Genomic DNA, 19,474 nt, shown 5'->3' on the forward strand with positions numbered 1-19,474 from the left:
CACCAGGATGGTGTGGGGCCTCCCCGTGTTTAACACTGGTGTGTTCCACGAGGCACCCACCCAACACCCGAAACAACGGTACTGGTGCGGGCGTTGGTGGAAGGGCCCTGCGGGGTGGGAACCCAGTGGTGGGTTCCCACCCCGCAGGGCCCTTCATCATCCTCTGGGGGGACTGTTGTTACAGGCCGGTCCCGACACTGACAGGAACCCCGGAGGGGTCGACGGTGGTCGGGGTATGGACCTCGTGTGACGCGCAAGCACCGTGCGGTTCAGTGGTCGGCTGGTTGGCACCGGCAACCCGGGCAGCGGTTGCCAGGGCCCGATCCAGATCTTCCAGATGGTCGTCCAGCGTCTCGATTCCCACCGACAGGCGCACCAGGTCCTCGGGAACCTCGTACGGGGTCCCCACCCGGGACGCGTGGGTCATGCCGTGGGGCACGCACACGAGCGACTCCACCCCGCCGAGGCTCACCGACAGGCTGTACAGCTCGGATGCCTTCGCAAACTCCTGGGCGGCGGCCACCCCACCGGCAGGTCGGAACGAGATGATCCCCCCGAAGCCGCCGTTCAACGTGCGCGCGGCGAGTGCGTGTTGCGGGTGGCTCTCCAACCCCGGGTAGTTCACCTCGAGAACGTCCTCCCTCGCCTCCAGGAAGCGGGCCACAGCGAGCGCATTGGTGCAGTGCCGCTCCATGCGCAGCGGCAGCGTTTTGAGTCCTCGGGCGGCCAGGAACGAGTCGAACGGGCCGGCCACCGCTCCGCAGGCGAACTGCTGGAAGGCGATTGCCTCGGCGAGGGGCTTGCCCTTCCACTGCGCGTCCCCCACGACGACCGCACCGCCGAGCACGTCCGAATGCCCGCCCACGTACTTGGTGGTCGAGTGGATCACGGCGTGGGCTCCCAGGGCCAGGGGGTTCTGGAGGACGGGTGTGGCAAAGGTGTTGTCCACGACGAGGAGGGCACCGGCGTCGTCGGCGACCCGCGCCCAGGCGGCAATGTCCGCCACGCTCAGCAGTGGGTTCGACGGGGTCTCCAGCCACAGCACCCGGGTGCGGCCGGGGCGAATCGAGGCGGCGGCGTCGTCGGCGGAGGCGGAGGGGACGAAACTGTGCTCGATCCCCCAGCCCGAGAGCACCTGGTCGACCAGACGGAAAGTGCCGCCGTAGACGTCCGAGGCGAGGACCACGTGATCGCCCGGCGCGAGGACCGCCCGCAGCAGCGCATCCTCCGCGGCCATCCCCGAGGCGAACGCGAACGCCCGCGTCCCCTGCTCCAGCGAGGCGAGCTGCTCCTCGAAACCGTTGCGCGTGGGATTGGAGCCGCGGCTGTACTCGTGGCCGCCGGCGCGGAACTCGTTGACGCCGTCCTGGGCGAACGTGGACGTCTGGTAGATGGGCGGGACCACCGCGCCGGTGGTCGGGTCGGGCTGCTGGCCGTCGTGGATGGCGCGCGTGGCGAGTCCGTGGCGGGTCATGGTGTCCTCCTGGGTGCGGATCGAAGTGTGCGGGGTGGGGTGGCGACGCCGCGCGGTCACGCGTGCGCGTGCGGCGCCTCGGCCGGGGCGATCACGGACAGGGCCTGGAAGAGATCCGCGGTGAGGTCCGCCTCGTCCTCCAGCCCCACGGTGAAGCGCAGAGTGTTCTCGGTGATGCCGCTCGCCGCGAACTGCTCGGGGGTGAGACGGCAGTGGGTCATGCTTGCGGGGTGCGCCACGAGGGTGCGGACGTCCCCGATGTTGGCCGCCAGCTTGATGAGCCGCAGGGCATCCACCGCCTGCTCCACCTGCTCGGGGGTTCCGTGCAGCTCCACGGAGAACACGCCGCCCGCACCGCGGTAGCCGCCGGTCTCGAGCAGCTCGGCCTGGCGTGGGCCGTTGTGACGAGGGTGGTGCACGTGCGCCACGGCCGGATGCTCGGACAGTGTGGCTGCGAGCCGCTGCGCGGTGGCGGACTGGCGCTCCACACGGACCCCGAGCGTCGTGATGCCCTGCAGGATCTCGTGCGCGGTGGTGGCGCCCATGCACGGGCCGAGGTCGTTGAGGTACTTGCACCGGGCCACGCCCAGCAGCGCACGCTTCGCTCCGTAGACCTCCACGGCGGAGCGGTCGCCCCACCGGTGCTGCCGCTCGGTGAGCCACGGCCAGCGCTCCGGGTCCCGGGTGGGATCGAAGCGCCCGGCGTCCACGAGCAGACCGCCGAGCGGTCCGCCGTGACCGGAGAGGTACTTGGTGGCCGAGTGAACCACGAAGTCCGCGCCGTGCTCCGCGGGGGTGTACAGGTGTGGAGTGGCCACGGTGTTGTCCACGATCACCACGGCACCGTGGCGGTGGGCGATCTCCGCGATGGTCTCGAGCTCGGGCAGCTCCGTCAGTGGGTTCGCAATGGACTCCAGCAGGAACACCCGGGTCCCCTGCCGCAGCGCGTCCTCCCACTCCTGCGGGTTCCGGGGGTCCGCGAAGGTCACCTCGAGTCCGGTGTCCGCGAGGGTGTCCGTGAGCAGGTCCACGCTGCCGCCGTAGATCCGCGAGGACACGACGGCGTGCGCGTCCTCCGCGGGACCGGTCAGCGCCAGCAGCGCGAGCGCCAGCGCCGCCTGCCCGGATGCTGTGGCCACCGCGCACTCTCCGTGCTCGAGCCGAGTGATCTCGGCCTCCAGCGCGGCAACGTTCGGGTTGCCGGTCCGCGCGTACGTGAACCCACCGGCCCGCTGCGCGAACACCGCGCGGGCCTCCGCGAGGGAGTCGAACGCGTACGCCGCGCTGTGGTGGATGGGCTGGACGATTGGCGTCCCCAGCGGGGCGCGAGCTGTGGTGTCGCTCAAGACGTTCTCCGTTTCTCGGTGCCGCGCGGCCCCGCCCCGGAGGGATGCGGGGCCGCGGATCGTGCTCGGTGTGCTTCGTGGGCCGGGCCCGGGGTCAGCGCTTCGGGGCGCCGACCCTCGCGCTGGCCGGCGCCGCGTGGGTCGAACGGGCGCGGTCGGTGTCGTGCTGCGGGTCCCCGTGGTGCTCGGTACCCGGGCGACCCGCCCCGGGGACGGCCCGTGCGGCGGCGTCGGCAGGGGCGTCGCCCTCTCGCGCGAGCTCCCCGCGGACCGTGACGGCCGCGGCCACCAGCCGGTCCAGGGCGGCCTCCGTCTCCGTCCAGCCGCGGGTCTTCAGGCCGCAGTCCGGGTTGACCCACACGCGCTCGGCGCCGATCGAGTGGGCGGCGTGGCGCACGCGCTGGGCGACCTCCTCGAAGGTGGGAACGCGCGGGGAGTGGATGTCCCACACGCCGGGACCCACATCCCGCGGGAAGTCCGCGGCGGCGAGCCCATCCACGATGCCCGAACCGGACCGGGAGGCCTCCAATGTGGTGACGTCCGCGTCCAGACCGTCGATCGCGCCCAGCACCGTCTCGAACTCCGAGTAGCACAGGTGCGTGTGGATCTGCGTGTCCGTGGCCGCCCCGCCCGTGGCCAGGCGGAAGGACCCCACGGACCAGTCCAGGTACTCCGGACGGTCCGCCTCACGCAGCGGAAGCAGCTCACGCAGGGCGGGTTCGTCCACCTGGATGATCGCGGTCCCGGCAGCCTCCAGGTCCGTGATCTCGTCCCGCAGTGCCAGCGCCACCTGGTCCGCGACCTCCGCGGCGGGGGCGTCGTCGCGCACGAAGGACCACGCGAGGATCGTCACCGGGCCCGTGAGCATTCCCTTGACGGGCCGCTCGGACAGGGACGCCGCGTAGGAGGTCCAGTCCACCGTGATGGGCGCGGGTCGGGAGACGTCACCGAACAGGATCGAGGGGCGCGTGCACCGTGAGCCGTAGGACTGCACCCAGCCGTGGCGGGTGGTTGCGAAGCCGTCCAGGGCCTCCGCGAAGTACTGCACCATGTCGTTGCGCTCCGCCTCCCCGTGCACGAGCACGTCCAGGCCCAGTTCCTCCTGCGCGCGCACCGTGTGGGCGATCTCCTCCCGGATCCGCGCGGTGTACTGCGCGTCCGTGATGCGCCCGGCGCGGTGCTCGGCGCGGGCCGTGCGGACCTCCGCGGTCTGGGGGAAGGAGCCGATGGTCGTGGTGGGCAGTACGGGCAGCTGCAACCGCTCGTGCTGCGCGGCGCGGCGGGCCTCGGCGGTGTCCCGGCGGCGGTCAGTGTCCCGCACGGCGGCGGTGCGCTCGCGGACCTCTGCTCGGTGCGTGGCGGGGTGGTTCGCGCGGGCCTCGCGCACGGCGGCGTCGTGGCGCAGCGTCTCGGCCACCGTCTCCCATCCCTGCTCCACGCCGCGCGCCAGTTCCACGACCTCGCCGACCTTCTGGTCCGCGAACGCCACCCAGGCGCGCACGGCCGGGTCCAGCCCGGTCTCGCGGGCGGCGTCGTGCGGCACGTGCAGCAGCGGCGTCGCCGTGCCCACGGCCACCGGTCCGTGGGCACGGGAGCGCAGCAGGTCCAGCTTCTGGACGGCCCGTGCGAGGTCCGTGCGCCACACGGTGCGGCCGCCGACCACGCCGGCCACGACCGGGCGCTCGCCCCACGCCCGCAGGGCGGCCTCGCCGGGGACGTCGCCGCGGTCCAGGTCCACGGCCAGGGCGTCCACGTCCGTACGGGCCAGGGCGAGCTGCGCGTCCTCGCCGGCGTCCCCGTAGCCGACGGTCACGAGGATCTGCGGCCGGTGGGCGGGGTAGCTCAGCCGCGCGTAGACGGTCTCCAGAGCGGCCACGAGCTCGGCGCGCGGCAGCTGCCACCCGTCCGCGGCGAGGGCGGGCTCGTCCAGCTGCACCCACGGGATTCCGGCGTCCGCGAGAGCGGAGAGCAGGGTGGTGTAGAGGGCCACGACGTCCTCGAGCCGGTCCAGGGGGCGGACGCCGGAGTCGTCCGTGGTCTCGGGACGAGAGAGCAGCAGCAGGCTCAGCGGCCCCACCAGGACGGGGCGGGTGACCGTGCCCGTGGCCGCGAGTGTGGCGGCGAAACGCTGCACCAGACTCTCGGGGTGCGCACTCAGGGGGGTGTCCGGGCCGATCTCCGGCACGTAGTAGTGGTAGTTGGTGTCGAACCACTTGGTCAGTTCGAGCGGTTCGAGGTGGTCCGTCCCGCGGGACAGTGCCGTCACCAGTTCGATGCCGCGCGGGGTGTCCGGGGCGGCGGGACGGTAGCCGTCCGCCGCGAAGCGGGCGGGGACCGCACCCAGAGCCAGGGCGGTGTCGAGCACGTGGTCCACGGCGAAGCCCTCGGAGGGCACCGCGGCCGGGGCGCTCAGGCCGAGCCCCGTGAGCCGGGAGGTGGTGCGTTCCCGCAGTGCGGCGAGCGTGTCCAGCACTGTCTGGGCAGGGTGCTGGACCGGATCGCCCCAGTACGCCTCGAGCGCCTTCTTCAGCTCGCGGTCCGGGCCGATGCGGGGATAGCCGAGAACGGTGGCGGTGGGGAACGGGGTGGTGGGTCGAGCGGTCATGGGAACTCCTTCGTGAATCTCTGGTGGATGCGATGCCTGGTGGCGTGGATGCTTCGGTCGGTGGTGATCGTCTGTGGTGCTGACGGGGCCGGGTTGCCGACCTGCTGTGTGACGTGCGGGGCTGAGCTGCCCGGTGCGGGCGGGAAAAGGGTGTGCGATACCGCGACCGCGGGCGGGTGCGCTCGCGGAGCGGGGCCTGAGGGAGTGGGAGAGGTGCGGCGGGAGGATGACGGCGACGCCGCGGCGTCGGCTCAGGAGGCCGGGCTGCGGCCCCGGTACTCGCGGGCGGCGTCCCGCACGCGCAGGTGCTCCAGGATGGTCAGAGCGGCGTCCGGGCGGTTGAACGTGTAGAGGTGGAAGCCCGCGCAGCCGAGGTCCAGCAGGTCGTCGATCAGTGAGAGCGTGGCGGCGATCCCGCGGCGGCGCAGCTCGTCCGGGGTGCCCGCCGCCAGGAAGTCGGTGAGCCGCTTCGGCACGGCCACGCCGGTGATCTCTGTCATCCGGCGCAACCGCTGCGGGTTGCTCAGCGGCATCAGCCCGGCGACCACCGGGATGTGAATGCCCTCCGAGCGGGCGCGCTCCAGGAAGCGGGCGTAGTCCTCGGGCTCGTAGAGCACCTGGGTGATCGCGTAGTCCGCGCCGGCCTCCTGCTTCTCCCACAGGGACGCCAGGTCCGCCTCGAAGTCCCGGCCACGGGCGGGGGAGGGGTAGCATGCCACGGACACCGACAGCGGCCGGGTCCCGGGGCGGTAGCCGTCTCCGAAGCGGCGCCGCTCGACGTCACGGATGAGCGAGACCAGTTCCGAGGCGCGGCCGAGCCCGCCACGGGGAGTCTCCCACTGCCCGCTGCCCAGCGGCGGGTCCCCGCGCAGCGCGAGGAGGTCGCGAACACCGTCGTCGAGCAGCTGCTCCACGGAGCGTTCCAGGCCCGCGCGGTCCGTGCCGCCGCACGTGAAGTGGGCCATCACGGGGGTGCTCGTGGTGCGGCGCAGGTGGCGCAGTGCCTCCCGGGAGACACCCGTGCCAGCGGAGTGCCCGTGCGTGACCGAGAAGAAGTCCGGACCGGCCTGGGCCATGGCGTCGATGTGGGACCACACGGTGTCCGGGTCCGCGTCCGGGCGGGGCGGGAACACCTCGAAGGACACGAGCGTGGAACGCCGGGGACGGCGCACGAGCCAGGACGTGCCCGTGGGCGGGTCAGCCACCGGGGCCTGCTGCCGGGCCGGGGTCTGCTGCGATGCGAGCGACGGTGCGGACATGTGAAAAAACCTCCGACGTTGACGCCGGAGGTCCAGTTCCGAGCGCCGTACTTGCCATCACGCGGTTGCGCAACGGCCGGATCGTCATCTGGGGCACCCCACTACAGCAGGAGGGTTGCCGCCCGGCTAGCCAGAGCTTTATACCGGGACTCTTGATCCTTTGTTGTTCGAGAGCGTAGCACGGCTCACACCGTGGCCGTCAAGGGGCGGACGGGCGTGCGCCCGGCGTGCAACGGGAGGTCGCACGCCGGGCGCAGCGGGGCGGGGCTCAGTGCTCGTCCGCGGCGTGGGAATTGGTGAGCGTGGTGCAGAGCCGTAGCCGCTGATCACGGCCACCAGCACGGCGACCACCAGGTAGATGACGCGCTCGCCGTGGAAGAAGGACTCCAGGAAGTCCGCGGACCACAGACCGTCCGGCAGGGTCCTGGCCACGAGCGCGGCGAGGATGGTGCCCACCACGGCGGTGCCGAGCGAGTTGCCGAGCTCCTGGCTGACGTCGTTGAGCGCGGTGCCCATGGAGGTCTGGTCCTCGGGCATGGCCTCGATCAGCGCCACGGCGCACACGGTCATGATGATGCGCAGGCCCATGGCCATCAGGCCCATGCCGGCGGCGAGCACCCAGTAGCCGTGTTCCACCTCGAAGGCCAGCACCAGGGTGCCGAGGACCACGCTCGCGGTGGCGATCATGCAGGTGACGCGGTGACCGAACCTCGCGATCAGCTTCTCGGAGACGGGGCTCGAGATGATCATCATGACCACGAACGGCAGGTTGCCGAGACCGGCCTTCATGGGGGACCAGCCCAGGGCGTACTGGAAGTGCAGGATCAGCATGAACATCGCCGCCATCATGGCCACGGAGCTGCCGAGCTGGGCCAGTGCGGCGCCGCGCACGGTGGGGCGCGTGAGGACGGCGAGGTCGATCATGGGGTGCGCGGCGCCGCGCTCCCGGGCGATGAACACGACGACGGCGAGGGCCGCTCCCACGAAGCAGGCGAGGGTGACGGGAGACGTCCACCCGTTGTCGACGCCGCTGGTCAGTGCGTAGCAGCCGAGGCCCATGGCGGCCATGGTGGCCAGTGCGGCGGGGAGGTCCAGGGGCGTGGTGTGCAGGTCCTCGGCGGTGTCCTTGGGCACCCCGTACAGCAGCCCGAGGATCGCGAAGGCGGCAATCGGGGTGTTGACGAACAGCAGCCAGTGCCAGCTCACGGACTCCAGGGCGCCGCCGGCCACGACCGGGCCCAGTGCCATCGCGCTCATGCCGATGATGACCATGATCGAGATGGCGCGCATCCGCACCTTCTCGTCGTCGAACAGGCGGAAGACCAGGGACATGGTCACCGGTGCCATGCACGCGGCGAACATGCCCATGACGGCGCGCAGCGCGATCAGCTGGCCCGCGTCCTGGACCAGCCAGACCAGGGCGGAGACCAGGCCGAAACAGGCGAGGCCCACGGTGAGCACGCGGCGCCGGCCGAAGCGGTCCGCGAGGGAGCCGGAGGTGAGCAGCAGGGAGCCGAACATCAGCGAGTACGCGCCGGTGACCCACTGCAGCTGGGTGGTGGAGGCGTGCAGGTCCCGGCCCATGGTGGGCAGGGCGATGGTCAGGACGGTGTTGTCCACCATCTCGACGAAGAAGCAGAGGCACAGGGCTGCGAACGGCAGCCAGGCCTGGCTGATCGTCTTGCCGACGATCGTGGCCGGAGCGCTCTCCCGCGAGGGGGAGGTCACCGGCTCGAAGGTGGTGTGGGACATGTCGTGAGCCTTTCTCGAACATGGTTCCAATTTCAACCTGCTGCGATATTAGAACGGGGTTCGGTAAAGTGCAATCCATGAGTCCAGCACCCGAGTCCAAGCGCACCCGCGGCCGCCCCAGGGGGAGCCGGCCAGCCCTCTCCCTGCCCGCCGTGGTCGATGCCTCCGTGGCGCTGCTCGACGAGGCGGGCCAGGACGCCCTGACCTTCCGGGCGCTCGCGGCCCGCATGGAGACGGGTGTGGGGGCGATCTACCACTACGTGACCGGGCGCGATGAGCTGCTCGACCGCGCGACCAACGCGATTCTCGCGGACGTCCTGAGTGGCGTCGACGTGCGGGAGGACCCGTTCGAGGTGCTGCGAACACTCTCTGCCACCCTGTTCGAGACCCTGCAGGCGCACGAGTGGGCCGGGGCGTACCTGCTGCGCGACACCACCATGCAGCCCAACTCCCTGCGCATCTTCGAGGCGATGGGCCAGCAGTTCATGCGGATGCAGCTCACGAGCGCGCAGTGCTTCAACGCCGCCAGCGGGCTGCTGTCCTTCGTGGTGGGCAGCGGCGCCGAGATCCGCGAGATGCCGGCCGCGTTCCTGGAGGAGGGGGTGAGCCAGGAGGAGCACCTGCAGGAGTTCGCGGACGCCTGGCTCGCCCTGGACGCCCACGAGTTCCCGTTCCTGCACACGATTGCCCGCGGCTTCGCGCAGCATGACGACCGCGAACAGTTCCTCGCCGGGGTGGACATCTACCTCGCCGGGGTTCGGGCGCAGCTGGGCTGAGACGGAGCCGAGAGGGCGCGGGTCGCGCGGTGGGCCCGTCGGTGAGGGTACCGCGAGCCCGTCCGCTGCCGCGAGCGAGGGGACGTTCGTGGGCACGACGGTGGCTCTCACCCAGACATTCACGACCCCGGACGGCACCATCTCGTTCGACTACCCGGGCGACTGGAGCGTGGCCGCGCTGAGCACCTCGACCGCCGAGATTCCCGCGTGGGGCGTCAACGACGAGAGCGGAGTCCGGATGTTCACGCTCTCGATCCGTCCGGACGGCCAGATCGCGAGCCCCGTGACGCCCCAGAATCCGGCCACGGTGGGAACCCTCCCGGACGCGCTGGGCGCCCAGGGCCATCCGCGGGCCGTCGGCGTGGGGCCGTTCCCCGGCCAGTCGGTGGGCGTGAACATGGCGAACGTGTACGCGGTGACGTCCGCGACCGGCGCGGACCGGCTCTTCGGCTACGTGAGCCGCGGGGACGGCACCGTGGTCTCGTTCGAGGGCACCCAGGAGGGCGGAACCAACGACCAGGTGGACATGGCGGACGAGACCCAGGAATTCCTGCAGAGCGATCTCTTCCGGGCCCGGCTGCTCCCGGTGCCGGAGTCGTTCACCATGAAGCCCTCGTCGCGGGCTGAGGTCGCCGGGTCCTGCCCGACCGTCCTGCCCCGCGCGGTGACGCAGCCCCGCGCGCAGTGCTAGACAGAAACCATGACTCACATCGACCAGCTGCCCCCGGACCTCGTGACGGAGCTGCGGGCGGAGACCGCCCAGCCGCTCAGCGGCGGTGACAGCGCGAACGCCTTCCGCGTGGAGACGCCGGGCGGGCCCGTGTTCGTGAAGACGATGCCGAACGCCCCGGCGGGAGTGCTCCCCCTCGAGGCGAGGGGCCTGGAGGCCCTGCGCGCCGTGGCGCCGGAAGAGATCCGTGTGCCGCGCGTGCTGCACGTCTCGGACGGTGCGCTCGCGCTGGAGTGGATCGACGAGGGCGCGGGCGCCCGGACCGAGGCCACCGAGCGCGGCTTCGGGGTCGGCCTCGCCGCGATCCACCGCGCGCACGCACCGCACGTGGGGTGGCTGGCCCCGGACCTGCCCGAGCGCATCGGCTCCTCGCCCACGGATCTGACGCCCACCGACGACTGGGCCGAGTTCCTGCTGGTGCGCCGGATCGAGCCGCTGGTGCGCGCGGCGGTGGACGCCGGGAACCTGGACCCCGCGGCGTCGGGCCTGCTGGCGGAGCTCGCGCCCCGGGCGGAGGAGCTGGCCGGTCCCGCGGAGCCGCCGAGCCTGCTGCACGGGGACCTGTGGGCCGGCAACCGGGTGGTGGACGCCTCCGGCGCGAACTGGCTGATCGACCCGTCCTCGTTCTACGGGGGCCGCGAGTACGACCTCGCGATGATGCAGCTCTTCGGCGGTTTCGGCAGGGAGTGCTTCACCGCGTACGACGACGCCTACCCCCTGGCGGACGGCTGGCAGCAGCGGGTGCCGTGGTACCAGCTGCCCCCGCTGCTCGTGCACGCCATCCGGTTCGGCGGCGGATACGGGGGTGGGGTGGTGCGGGCCCTGCGCCAGCTCGGGTGACCCTGCCCGGGGTTGGACAGGTCCCGCCGCTGTCCAGCATGATGGTTACTAGAATTTCTAGTAATTACGAGGCGGGAGTCACCGGGTGACGGAGACCGGAGCGTGGAGTGCGAGCGTGAGCCCGCAGTCGCGGGCGCTGCGTCGGCTGGTGCGGCTGAACGAGGAGATCGGGTACCAGATCCGCCGTCTCATGGGCCTGAAGGAGACCGACTACTCCGCCATGGCCCTGCTCATGCGGAGTCCGATGGGGCCCACCGACCTGGCCCACGCCCTGCACATCACCACCGCCTCCGCCACGGCCGTGGTGGACCGGCTCGCCCGGGCCGGGCACGTGGTGCGTGAACCGCACGGAGAGGACCGTCGCCGCATGACCGTGCGGGCCGTGTCCGGCTCCCGCGAGCAGGTGCGGGAGCACGTGGTGCCCATGATGGACATGGTCGAGGAGGAGCTTGCGCGGCTGGACGAGTCCGGCCGCGGGGCCGTCCTTCAGTTCCTCACCGGCACCGCCGACCGCATGGAGGACTACCTGGCGGGACTGCGGGAACGCCCGGCCGACACAGGCGGCGCCACACGGGGCGCGCACCGTGCCAGGGAGGAGCGTTCATGACCGCAGAGGCGGGCACCGCGGCCGACCCCACCGCGGTCTGGGACCTGTTCCGCGCGGCCGTCGACCGGGAGCTGGACGAGTTCTTCGACTCACCGCGCAACAGGGTCCCCTCCAGCCCCGGCTTCCCCGTGATGTGGGATCGCATCCGGCACCAGGTGCTGGGCGGCAAACTGATCCGGCCCCGCCTGACGCACATCGCGTGGCGCGCGTTCGCCGGTGAGCAGAGCGATGACGTCGGCCACGGGGCCGAGTGCGTGCGGCTCGCCGCATCGTTCGAGATGCTGCACGCGGCGCTGATCGTGCACGACGACGTCGTGGACCGGGACTGGCGCCGGCGCGGGAGGCCCACGGTGGGCGAGCTCTTCCGTCGCGACGCGGTGCAGGCGGGGGCCCCTGAGCGCGAGGCCGAGCACGCGGGGGAGTCCGCCGCGATCCTTGCGGGAGACCTGCTCCTGGCGGGTGCGCTGCGGCTGGCGACCACGTGCACCGACGACCCGGGGCGGGCCCGCGCCGTGGCGGACGTGGTCTTCGAGGCAGTGACCGCGTCCGCGGCGGGGGAGCTGGACGATCTCCTCCTCTCGCTGCACCGCTACGGCGCGCAGCATCCGGGCGTCCAGGACATCCTGGACATGGAGCGGCTGAAGACCGCCACGTACTCGTTCGAGGCACCGCTGCGGGCAGGGGCCCTGCTCGGAGGGGCTCCCCCGGACCAGGCCCGCCGGCTGGCTCACGCGGGTGCCCTGCTCGGTGTGGGGTACCAGGTCGTCGACGACGTCCTGGGAACCTTCGGCGACCCCGAGCTCACTGGCAAGTCGGTGGACGCCGACCTCACCTCGGGCAAGGCCACCGTGCTGACCGCCCACGGAATGCGGAACCCCGCGGTGCGGGACGTCCTCGCAGAGCTCGCGGCAGGGCGCGCCTCGGTGGGCTCTGCGCGGGCTGTCCTGACGACGTCGGGAGCGCAGGAGGCAGCCGTGGCGCTGGCCACGGATCTCGTGGACCGGGCCCGAGCGACCCTGGACGAGCTCCCGCTTCCCGCTGCCCAGCGCGCGGAGCTCGACGCGCTGTGCCACCACGTCCTGAACAGAGACTCGTAGTGAGGACCCCCACCATGCCCCAGGACGCACCGGCCGACGCGCCGCTGAGCCTCTACACCGCCACCGCGCTGGCGGCCTCAGGTGCGGTGATCGGGCGCTACTCCACCTCCTTCTCGCTCGCGTGCCGCACCCTGCCGCCTGTGGTGCGCCGGGACGTCGCCGGGATCTACGCGCTCGTGCGCGTGGCGGACGAGGTGGTGGACGGAACGGCCGGAGCGGCGGGTCTCGGCCCGGACCGGGTGCGCGCGGCGCTCGACGCGTACGAGGCCGAGGTGGCCTCCGCGCTCGCCACGGGCTTCTCGACGGACCTGGTGGTCCACGGCTTCGCGGACGTCGCCCGCCGCCACGGCTTTGGCACCGAGCTGACCGGGCCGTTCTTCGCGTCCATGCGGGCGGACCTGGATGTGGCCGAGCACGACGGCGCCTCGCTGGAGTCCTACATCTACGGCTCGGCGGAGGTGGTGGGGCTGATGTGCCTGGAGGTCTTCATGGACATGCCCGGCACCCGCGCCCAGACCTCGGAGCAGCGGGAGATGCTGCGCGCCACGGCCCGCCGGCTGGGCGCCGCGTTCCAGAAGGTCAACTTCCTGCGGGACCTCGGCGCGGACCACGACCAGCTCGGACGCACCTACTTCCCCGGCGCGGACCCCTCCCACCTGGACGAGGCCCGCAAGCAGCTGCTGCTCGCGGACCTCGGCGCGGACCTGGATGCCGCCGTGCCCGGGATCCTCGCGCTGGACCACCGTGCCGGGCGGGCGGTGCTGATCGCGCACGGACTGTTCCGTGAGCTCGCACGGCGGATCGAGGAGGTGCCCGCGGCGGAGCTCACACGACGGCGCATCAGCGTGCCCGCCGGGGTGAAGCTGCGGATTGCCGCGAGAGCGCTGTCCGTCACCGCGCGCACGGGCTCGCACGGGCGGGGCCGAGCCCCTGAGTCGGGGCCACCGGTGCCGGCGACCGTGCCCGAAACCTCCGGGACGGGGGCCACCCGATGACGCGCACGGTGGTGATCGGCGGCGGCTTCGCGGGCCTGGCCACGGCGGGCCTGCTCGCCCGGGACGGGCGCAGCGTCACCCTGCTCGAGCAGCAGGACACGGTCGGTGGCCGCTCCGGGCGGTGGTCCGCGGAGGGCTTCACATTCGACACCGGACCCAGCTGGTACCTCATGCCCGAGGTGATCGACCGCTGGTTCACCCTGATGGGCACGAGCGCCGCCGAGCAGCTGGACCTGCGCCGGCTGGACCCGGGCTACCGCGTCTTCTTCGAGGACCACCTGACGGAACCGCCCACGGACGTGGTCACCGGCCACGCGCAGGAGCTGTTCGACAGCCTCGACCCGGGGTCCTCCAGCGCGCTGCGCGCCTACCTGGACTCGGGCGCGCAGGTCTACGAGCTCGCCAAGAAGCACTTCCTCTACACGGACTTCGCGCACCCGCTGGACCTCGTGCGCCCGGAGGTGCTCCGCAACCTCCCGCGGTTGGCAACGCTGCTGGGCACGTCCATGAAGAACTACGTCGCGCGCCGTTTTCCCGAGCCGCGGCAGCGCCAGATCCTGGGCTATCCCGCCGTCTTCCTGGGGGCGTCCCCCGGCTCCGCCCCGGCCATGTACCACCTCATGAGCCACCTGGACCTCACCGACGGCGTGCAGTATCCGATGGGTGGATTCGCCGTCATGGTGGACGCCATGGAGCGGCTCGTGCGCGCGGCCGGTGTGGAGATCGTCACCGGGGCCACCGTGACCGGCATCGAGGTGGCTCCCGAACCGCGGTCGCCGCGTTCCCGGTTGGCTGCCGCCCGGGCACGACGTCGCACCGCAGGCACGGTCACGGGCGTCACCTACCGCACGGCGCCGGGCACGGACCCGGACGGCGTCGTCGCCGGTGCGGAGGTCACCGTGCCCGCGGACGTCGTCGTCGGCGCCGCGGACCTGCACCACCTCCAGACCCGCCTGCTGCCGGGTCCGTTCCGCGCGCCGGAGTCCCGCTGGAAACGCCGCGATCCCGGGCCCTCCGGGGTGCTCGTGTGCCTCGGCGTGCGCGGGAAGCTGCCGCAGCTGGCCCACCACAACCTGCTGTTCACCGCGGACTGGGACGAGAACTTCGGGCGCATCGAGTCCGGTGCGGACCTCGCGGAGGAGACCTCGATCTACGTGTCCATGACGTCGGCGACGGATCCGGGCACCGCGCCCGAGGGGGACGAGAACCTCTTCATCCTGGTGCCCTCGCCCGCGGCGCTCGAGTGGGGCCACGGTGGAACCACCGCACCGGGCGTCGACGAGCCCGGTTCCGCGCAGGTGGAGCGGGTCGCCGACGCCGCCATCGCGCAGCTCGCGCGTTGGGCGGACATCCCGGACCTGGCCTCGCGGATCGTGGTGCGCAGGACCTACGGGCCCGAGGACTTCGCGGTGGCCGTCAATGCATGGCGCGGCTCCCTGCTGGGCCCGGGGCACGTTCTGACGCAGTCCGCGATGTTCCGTCCCGGCGTCACCGACCGCGGGATCCGGGGGCTGTTCTACGCCGGTTCCTCGGTGCGCCCGGGGATCGGCGTACCCATGTGCCTGATCTCCTCCGAGGTGGTGCGGGACGCCGTGCGGGAGAGCGGGGCGCGCTGATGTACCTGTTCCTGCTGCTCGTCCTCCTGGGCTGCTTCGCGCTCATCGACCGGCGCTGGAACCTGTACTTCTGGTCCGGGCACCCGATGCGGGCCTGGCTCGTGCTGGTCACCGGGGTGGTGTTCTTCCTCGCCTGGGACCTGGTGGGGATCGCCAACGGACTGTTCTGGCACGGGGAGAACTCCCTGACCCTGGGGATCTTCGTGGCTCCCGAGCTGCCCCTGGAAGAGGTCTTCTTCCTCGCGTTCCTCTGCTACCAGACCATGGTCTACGTGCTCGGCGCGCCCGTGCTGTGGCGGTGGCTGCGGGCCCTCACCGGCGCGGCCCACGCGGGGAGGCGGGCATGACGTACTGGGGTGTGAATGCGGTCTTCCTGGGGATGGCGGCGGTCGTTCTGCTGGCAACGGCGCTCGTGCGGCGTCCACCCGCCCGGTTCTGGGGGGCGCTCGCGGCCTCCGCGGCGCTGCTCGTGGTGCTCACCGCCGTTTTCGACAACGTCATGATCGCCTCCGGGATCATGACGTACACGGACCGCAACATCTCCGGGGTGCAGATCGGGCTCGCCCCCCTGGAGGACTTCGCCTACCCGGTGGCCGGCGTGCTGCTGCTGCCGGCGCTGTGGCTGCTGCTCGGGGGCAGGCGCAGCGGCAATTCCAACGACGGAAGGAACGGACCGTGCTGAGGACGCTGTTCTGGGCCTCGCGCCCGCTCAGCTGGGTGAACACCGCCTATCCGTTCGCCGCGGCCGTGCTGCTGACGGGCGGTCTGCCCTGGTGGCTGGTGGCGCTCGGGACCGTGTTCTTCCTGGTGCCCTACAACCTGGCGATGTACGGCATCAACGACGTCTTCGACTACGAGTCGGACCTGCGCAACCCCCGCAAGGGCGGTGTGGAGGGCGCGGTGGTGGACCGCTCCGCGCAGCGCGGCGTGCTGCGGGCGGCGTGCCTGCTGCCGGTGCCATTCGTCGCTGTGCTGGCCGGGTACGGGATCGCGACCGGGAACGTGCTGTCCGTGCTGGTACTGGCCGTGAGTCTGTTCGCGGTGGTCGCGTACTCGTGGGCGGGACTGCGCTTCAAGGAGCGCCCGTTCGTGGACGCGATGACCTCCGCGACCCACTTCGTCTCGCCCGCCGTCTACGGGCTGGTGCTCGCACGGGCGGAGTTCACGGCGGGGCTGTGGGCGGTGCTCGTGGGCTTCTTCCTGTGGGGCATGGCCTCGCAGATGTTCGGGGCGGTGCAGGACGTGGTTCCGGACCGTGAGGGCGGGCTGGCATCCGTGGCCACCGTGCTCGGAGCCCGCCCCACGGTGTGGCTCGCGGCGGGCCTCTACGCGCTCTCCGGTGCCCTGATGCTGCTCACCCAGTGGCCGGGTCAGCTCGCGGCGCTGCTCGCGGTGCCGTACCTGGTCGACGCGTGGCGCTTCCGGGGCGTCACGGACGAGGACTCAGCCCGGGCCAACGCCGGATGGAAGACGTTCCTGTGGTTGAACTACGCGACCGGCTTCCTGGTCACGATGCTGCTGATCTGGTGGGCTCGGGTCCACGTCCTGTGAACGGACGCGAAACGCCCGGGACCGGGGCGGACCGGCCTGGTGAGTGGCCCGCGGGTCGCGTGCCCGGAGCTGGCATCATGGGCGCATGAGCCGATCGACGTTCGCCACTCACACCGCCCGGGTCAGCGACACGCAGCTCGCCTACACGGACGAGGGGCAGGGTCTGGCGGTCGTGCTGCTGCACGGCCACGGCTACGACCGCTCCATGTGGGACGCGCAGATCCCGGTGCTCGTTGACCAGGGATGGCGCGTGATCGCCCCGGACCTGCGCGGCTTCGGAGATTCGGAAGTCACGCCGGGCATCGTCTACACCGAGGAGTTCGCGGCGGACACCATCGCGCTGCTGGACCGCCTGGGCCTGGACTCAGTGGTGCTGGTGGGGTTTTCGATGGCGGGGCAGGTGGCCCTGCAGATTGCTGCGACCCACCCTGAGCGGGTGGCCGCGCTGGTCGTCAACGACACGGTGCCGCACGCCGAGGACGCGGCGGGGCGGCGTCGTCGTCACGTGGGCGCGGACGGGATCCTGACGGGCGGGATGCCGGCCTACGCGGACAGGGTGCTCGCCTCCATGATCCGCGAGGACAACGTGGAACGGCTGCCTGTGGTGGCCGACACGGTGCGCGAGATGATCGCCGCGTGTCCGGCGGAGGGGGCGGCCGCGGCCATGCGCGGGCGTGCCGAGCGCAACGACTTCACCGAGACGCTGCGGTCGTGGCACAAGCCCGCGCTCGTGGTCGTGGGGGACGGGGATGCGTTCGACGGCGGCGCAGCCCGGAGGATGGCCGAGCTGCTGCCGCACGGCGAGCTCGCGGTGGTTCCCCGCAGCGGGCACACGCCGAACATGGAGAACCCTGCAGACTACGACGCCGCCCTGCTGCGGTTCCTGGACTCCCTCGTCTGACCGGGGGAGGAGGCCCGTGCGGTGCCGCGAGCCGCCGCGCCCGGAGTGTCGAACGGCGTCGTCGACCGGCGTGTCGCTCTGGGGCGGACTCAGTTCCAGTTCTTGGCGAGCAGCTCCATGGAGGTCAGGACGTCCGGCTGGCGGGTGGCCGTGGGGGAGATCATGAGCTCGTCCGCATCCGCGTGCTCGGCGAAACGGTGCAGGTAGTCGACCACCGTGTCCGGGGTGCCAGCGCCGGTGTAGCTGATCATGTGCAGCACCTGGGACGCGGCGGGGGAGGCCATGACCATGTCCATTTCCTCCTCGGTGAACTCGCGGCCGCGGCCCACCATGGCGCGCACGCGGGAACGCTGGGAAGCCTCGAGCTGCCGAGCGGCGTCCTGCGCGTCCTCGGAGACGATCACGTTCACCGCCGCGATCACGTACGGCTCGGACAGCTGCTCCGAGGGCTGGAACTGGGAGCGGTAGGCGGCCACCGCGTCCACAAGGGCGTCCGGTGCGAAGTGGGAGGCGAAGGCATAGGGCAGTCCATAGGCGGCGGCCAGCTGGGCCCCGAAGAGGGAGGAGCCGAGGATGGTCAGGGGCACGTTGGTGCCAGCGCCCGGAACCGCGTTCACGCCCGGGACGATCGAGTTGCCGCTCAGGTAGCCCTGCAGCTCCTTGACGTCCTGCGGGAAGTTCTCGGCAGCCTCCGGGGAGCGGCGCAGCGCCCGGAGCGTGCGCGGGTCGGTGCCCGGCGCGCGTCCGAGGCCCAGGTCGATGCGCCCGGGGTGCAGCTCGGCGAGCGTGCCGAACTGCTCGGCCACGGTCAGCGGGGAGTGGTTGGGCAGCATGACGCCGCCGGAGCCCAGCCGGATGCTCTCGGTGTGGGCGGCCACGTGCGCGATCAGCACCGCGGGGGCTGAGGACGCGATCGTGGACATGTTGTGGTGCTCGGCGTACCAGACGCGCGAGTAGCCCAGACGCTCCGCATGCTGGGCGAGCGTCACGGAGTCCGCGAAGCTCTGGCCCAGGGACTGGTCCTCGCGCACGGTGGCGAAGTCGATGACCGACAGGGGCAGTGCCATTTCAAAACCTTTCCAGAAGAAAACTTGCTGTGGAAATAACGGCCTCGGCGGCGGGGGTATTCCTGGTGGCGTTCCCGGTGTCGGACGGGTGGCCTATGGTGCGGTCATGGCCGAGTACGAGGTGGACGAACTCTTCACCGTCCCCCGCGAGCGGGCTGTCCTGGTGCCCGGCGCGGTCCACGTTCCGGGGTGGCTGGACCCCGCGCGGCAGCAGCGGTTGGTGGATGTCGCCCGTGAGTGGGTGCGCGCCGCTCCCATGGAGCACAAGGTGCTCGCCGGCGGCGGGCGGATGTCCGTGCAGTCGGTCATGCTCGGCAGCGGCCGCGCGACCTACGGCTACGGCGCGGACGGTGGCTGCCGGGCCCCGGAGCTGCCGGAATGGTTGGTCGCCCTCGGCGCGCGGGCGGTCGCGGACGCGTACCTGGGGGACCCGGGGCACGACGTCGGCCTCCCGGACGCCGCGCGCCTGGTCCGGGACTTCGCTCCGGACTCCGCGCTCGTTAACTTCTACGACGACGCCGCCCACATGGGCATGCACCAGGACAAGGACGAGTTCTCGGCGGCGCCCATCGTCTCCCTCTCGCTCGGTGACACGTGCGTGTTCCGCTTCGGCAACACCGAGACCCGCGCCGCGCCCTACCAGGACGTGGAGCTGCGCTCGGGGGACCTGTTCGTCTTCGGAGGGCCCTCCCGCTACGCGTTCCACGGTGTCCCCAAGGTGCTCCCCGGAACGGGCGGGCGTCAGCTCGGGCTGAAGAACGGCGGGCGGCTGAACATCACGCTGCGCATGACCGGAGGTTGCGGCGGCAGGTGAGGGTGCCTGAGGCCGTCGGTCGCTAACGTTTCCCCCGGGACAAA

18 protein-coding genes and 1 riboswitch are annotated in these 19,474 nt (G+C 71.8%); of the genes, 12 read left to right on the forward strand and 6 right to left on the reverse strand.

The window, feature by feature from the left end:
• Window positions 1-178 precede the first annotated feature (178 nt).
• From ABD264_RS11560 to ABD264_RS11580, 5 genes are all read right to left on the reverse strand, one after another.
• On the reverse strand, window positions 179-1,474 hold the full coding sequence (locus ABD264_RS11560) for a cystathionine gamma-synthase (RefSeq protein WP_303106230.1): 1,296 nt from the start codon (window positions 1,472-1,474) through the stop codon (window positions 179-181).
• A gap of 56 nt (window positions 1,475-1,530) precedes the next feature.
• Window positions 1,531-2,820, reverse strand: coding sequence for an aminotransferase class V-fold PLP-dependent enzyme (locus ABD264_RS11565; protein WP_144943138.1), 1,290 nt, complete (start codon window positions 2,818-2,820; stop codon window positions 1,531-1,533).
• Window positions 2,821-2,914: 94 nt separating this feature from the next.
• Window positions 2,915-5,425 carry a 5-methyltetrahydropteroyltriglutamate--homocysteine S-methyltransferase gene (gene metE, locus ABD264_RS11570; RefSeq protein WP_290500217.1) on the reverse strand — a complete coding sequence of 837 codons (2,511 nt, stop codon included), beginning with the start codon at window positions 5,423-5,425 and terminating at the stop codon, window positions 2,915-2,917.
• Between the two features lie 251 nt (window positions 5,426-5,676).
• On the reverse strand, window positions 5,677-6,684 hold the full coding sequence (locus tag ABD264_RS11575; RefSeq protein ID WP_344206177.1) for a methylenetetrahydrofolate reductase: 1,008 nt from the start codon (window positions 6,682-6,684) through the stop codon (window positions 5,677-5,679).
• Between the two features lie 42 nt (window positions 6,685-6,726).
• Window positions 6,727-6,842, reverse strand: a riboswitch (SAM riboswitch).
• Window positions 6,823-8,436, reverse strand: coding sequence for an MFS transporter (locus ABD264_RS11580; protein ID WP_344206179.1), 1,614 nt, complete (start codon window positions 8,434-8,436; stop codon window positions 6,823-6,825). Its footprint overlaps the riboswitch before it by 20 nt.
• Window positions 8,437-8,513: 77 nt before the next feature.
• Between ABD264_RS11580 and ABD264_RS11585 the strand changes: the two genes are divergently transcribed.
• From ABD264_RS11585 to ABD264_RS11635, 11 genes are all read left to right on the forward strand, one after another.
• Window positions 8,514-9,212, forward strand: coding sequence for a TetR/AcrR family transcriptional regulator (locus ABD264_RS11585; protein ID WP_344206181.1), 699 nt, complete (start codon window positions 8,514-8,516; stop codon window positions 9,210-9,212).
• A gap of 88 nt (window positions 9,213-9,300) precedes the next feature.
• Window positions 9,301-9,903: a hypothetical protein gene (locus ABD264_RS11590; protein ID WP_344206183.1), complete on the forward strand. Its 603-nt coding sequence runs from the start codon at window positions 9,301-9,303 to the stop codon at window positions 9,901-9,903.
• A gap of 9 nt (window positions 9,904-9,912) precedes the next feature.
• A complete protein-coding gene (locus tag ABD264_RS11595) occupies window positions 9,913-10,782 on the forward strand; it encodes a fructosamine kinase family protein (RefSeq protein ID WP_144943141.1) in 870 nt (289 codons plus the stop codon).
• 115 nt (window positions 10,783-10,897) lie between these two features.
• Entirely contained in the window at window positions 10,898-11,389 is a 492-nt protein-coding gene (locus tag ABD264_RS11600; RefSeq protein ID WP_244944826.1) for a MarR family winged helix-turn-helix transcriptional regulator, read from the forward strand.
• Window positions 11,386-12,486: a polyprenyl synthetase family protein gene (locus ABD264_RS11605; protein ID WP_144943143.1), complete on the forward strand. Its 1,101-nt coding sequence runs from the start codon at window positions 11,386-11,388 to the stop codon at window positions 12,484-12,486. The genes ABD264_RS11600 and ABD264_RS11605 overlap by 4 nt, the downstream gene beginning before the upstream one ends.
• A gap of 14 nt (window positions 12,487-12,500) precedes the next feature.
• Window positions 12,501-13,481: a phytoene/squalene synthase family protein gene (locus ABD264_RS11610; RefSeq protein WP_344206185.1), complete on the forward strand. Its 981-nt coding sequence runs from the start codon at window positions 12,501-12,503 to the stop codon at window positions 13,479-13,481.
• On the forward strand, window positions 13,478-15,097 hold the full coding sequence (crtI, locus tag ABD264_RS11615; protein ID WP_144943145.1) for a phytoene desaturase family protein: 1,620 nt from the start codon (window positions 13,478-13,480) through the stop codon (window positions 15,095-15,097). The genes ABD264_RS11610 and crtI overlap by 4 nt, the downstream gene beginning before the upstream one ends.
• Entirely contained in the window at window positions 15,097-15,444 is a 348-nt protein-coding gene (locus tag ABD264_RS11620) for a lycopene cyclase domain-containing protein (protein WP_344206189.1), read from the forward strand. Before crtI ends, ABD264_RS11620 begins: the two co-directional genes overlap by 1 nt.
• A complete protein-coding gene (locus ABD264_RS11625) occupies window positions 15,441-15,779 on the forward strand; it encodes a lycopene cyclase domain-containing protein (protein WP_055082509.1) in 339 nt (112 codons plus the stop codon). The genes ABD264_RS11620 and ABD264_RS11625 overlap by 4 nt, the downstream gene beginning before the upstream one ends.
• Window positions 15,773-16,648, forward strand: coding sequence for a prenyltransferase (locus ABD264_RS11630; RefSeq protein ID WP_144943146.1), 876 nt, complete (start codon window positions 15,773-15,775; stop codon window positions 16,646-16,648). The genes ABD264_RS11625 and ABD264_RS11630 overlap by 7 nt, the downstream gene beginning before the upstream one ends.
• An 85-nt stretch (window positions 16,649-16,733) precedes the next feature.
• On the forward strand, window positions 16,734-17,549 hold the full coding sequence (locus ABD264_RS11635; protein ID WP_145011013.1) for an alpha/beta fold hydrolase: 816 nt from the start codon (window positions 16,734-16,736) through the stop codon (window positions 17,547-17,549).
• An 89-nt stretch (window positions 17,550-17,638) separates the two neighbouring features.
• Here the strand turns inward: ABD264_RS11635 and ABD264_RS11640 are convergent, their stop codons facing one another.
• Window positions 17,639-18,616 carry an LLM class flavin-dependent oxidoreductase gene (locus tag ABD264_RS11640; protein WP_144943148.1) on the reverse strand — a complete coding sequence of 326 codons (978 nt, stop codon included), beginning with the start codon at window positions 18,614-18,616 and terminating at the stop codon, window positions 17,639-17,641.
• Between the two features lie 106 nt (window positions 18,617-18,722).
• Between ABD264_RS11640 and ABD264_RS11645 the strand changes: the two genes are divergently transcribed.
• Complete coding sequence (locus ABD264_RS11645; protein WP_144943149.1) at window positions 18,723-19,430, forward strand: alpha-ketoglutarate-dependent dioxygenase AlkB family protein; 708 nt, start codon at window positions 18,723-18,725, stop codon at window positions 19,428-19,430.
• Window positions 19,431-19,474 lie beyond the last annotated feature (44 nt).

It is taken from the genome of Kocuria salsicia (assembly GCF_039532055.1).
In the GTDB taxonomy this organism is placed as follows: Bacteria; Actinomycetota; Actinomycetes; order Actinomycetales; family Micrococcaceae; genus Kocuria; species Kocuria salsicia.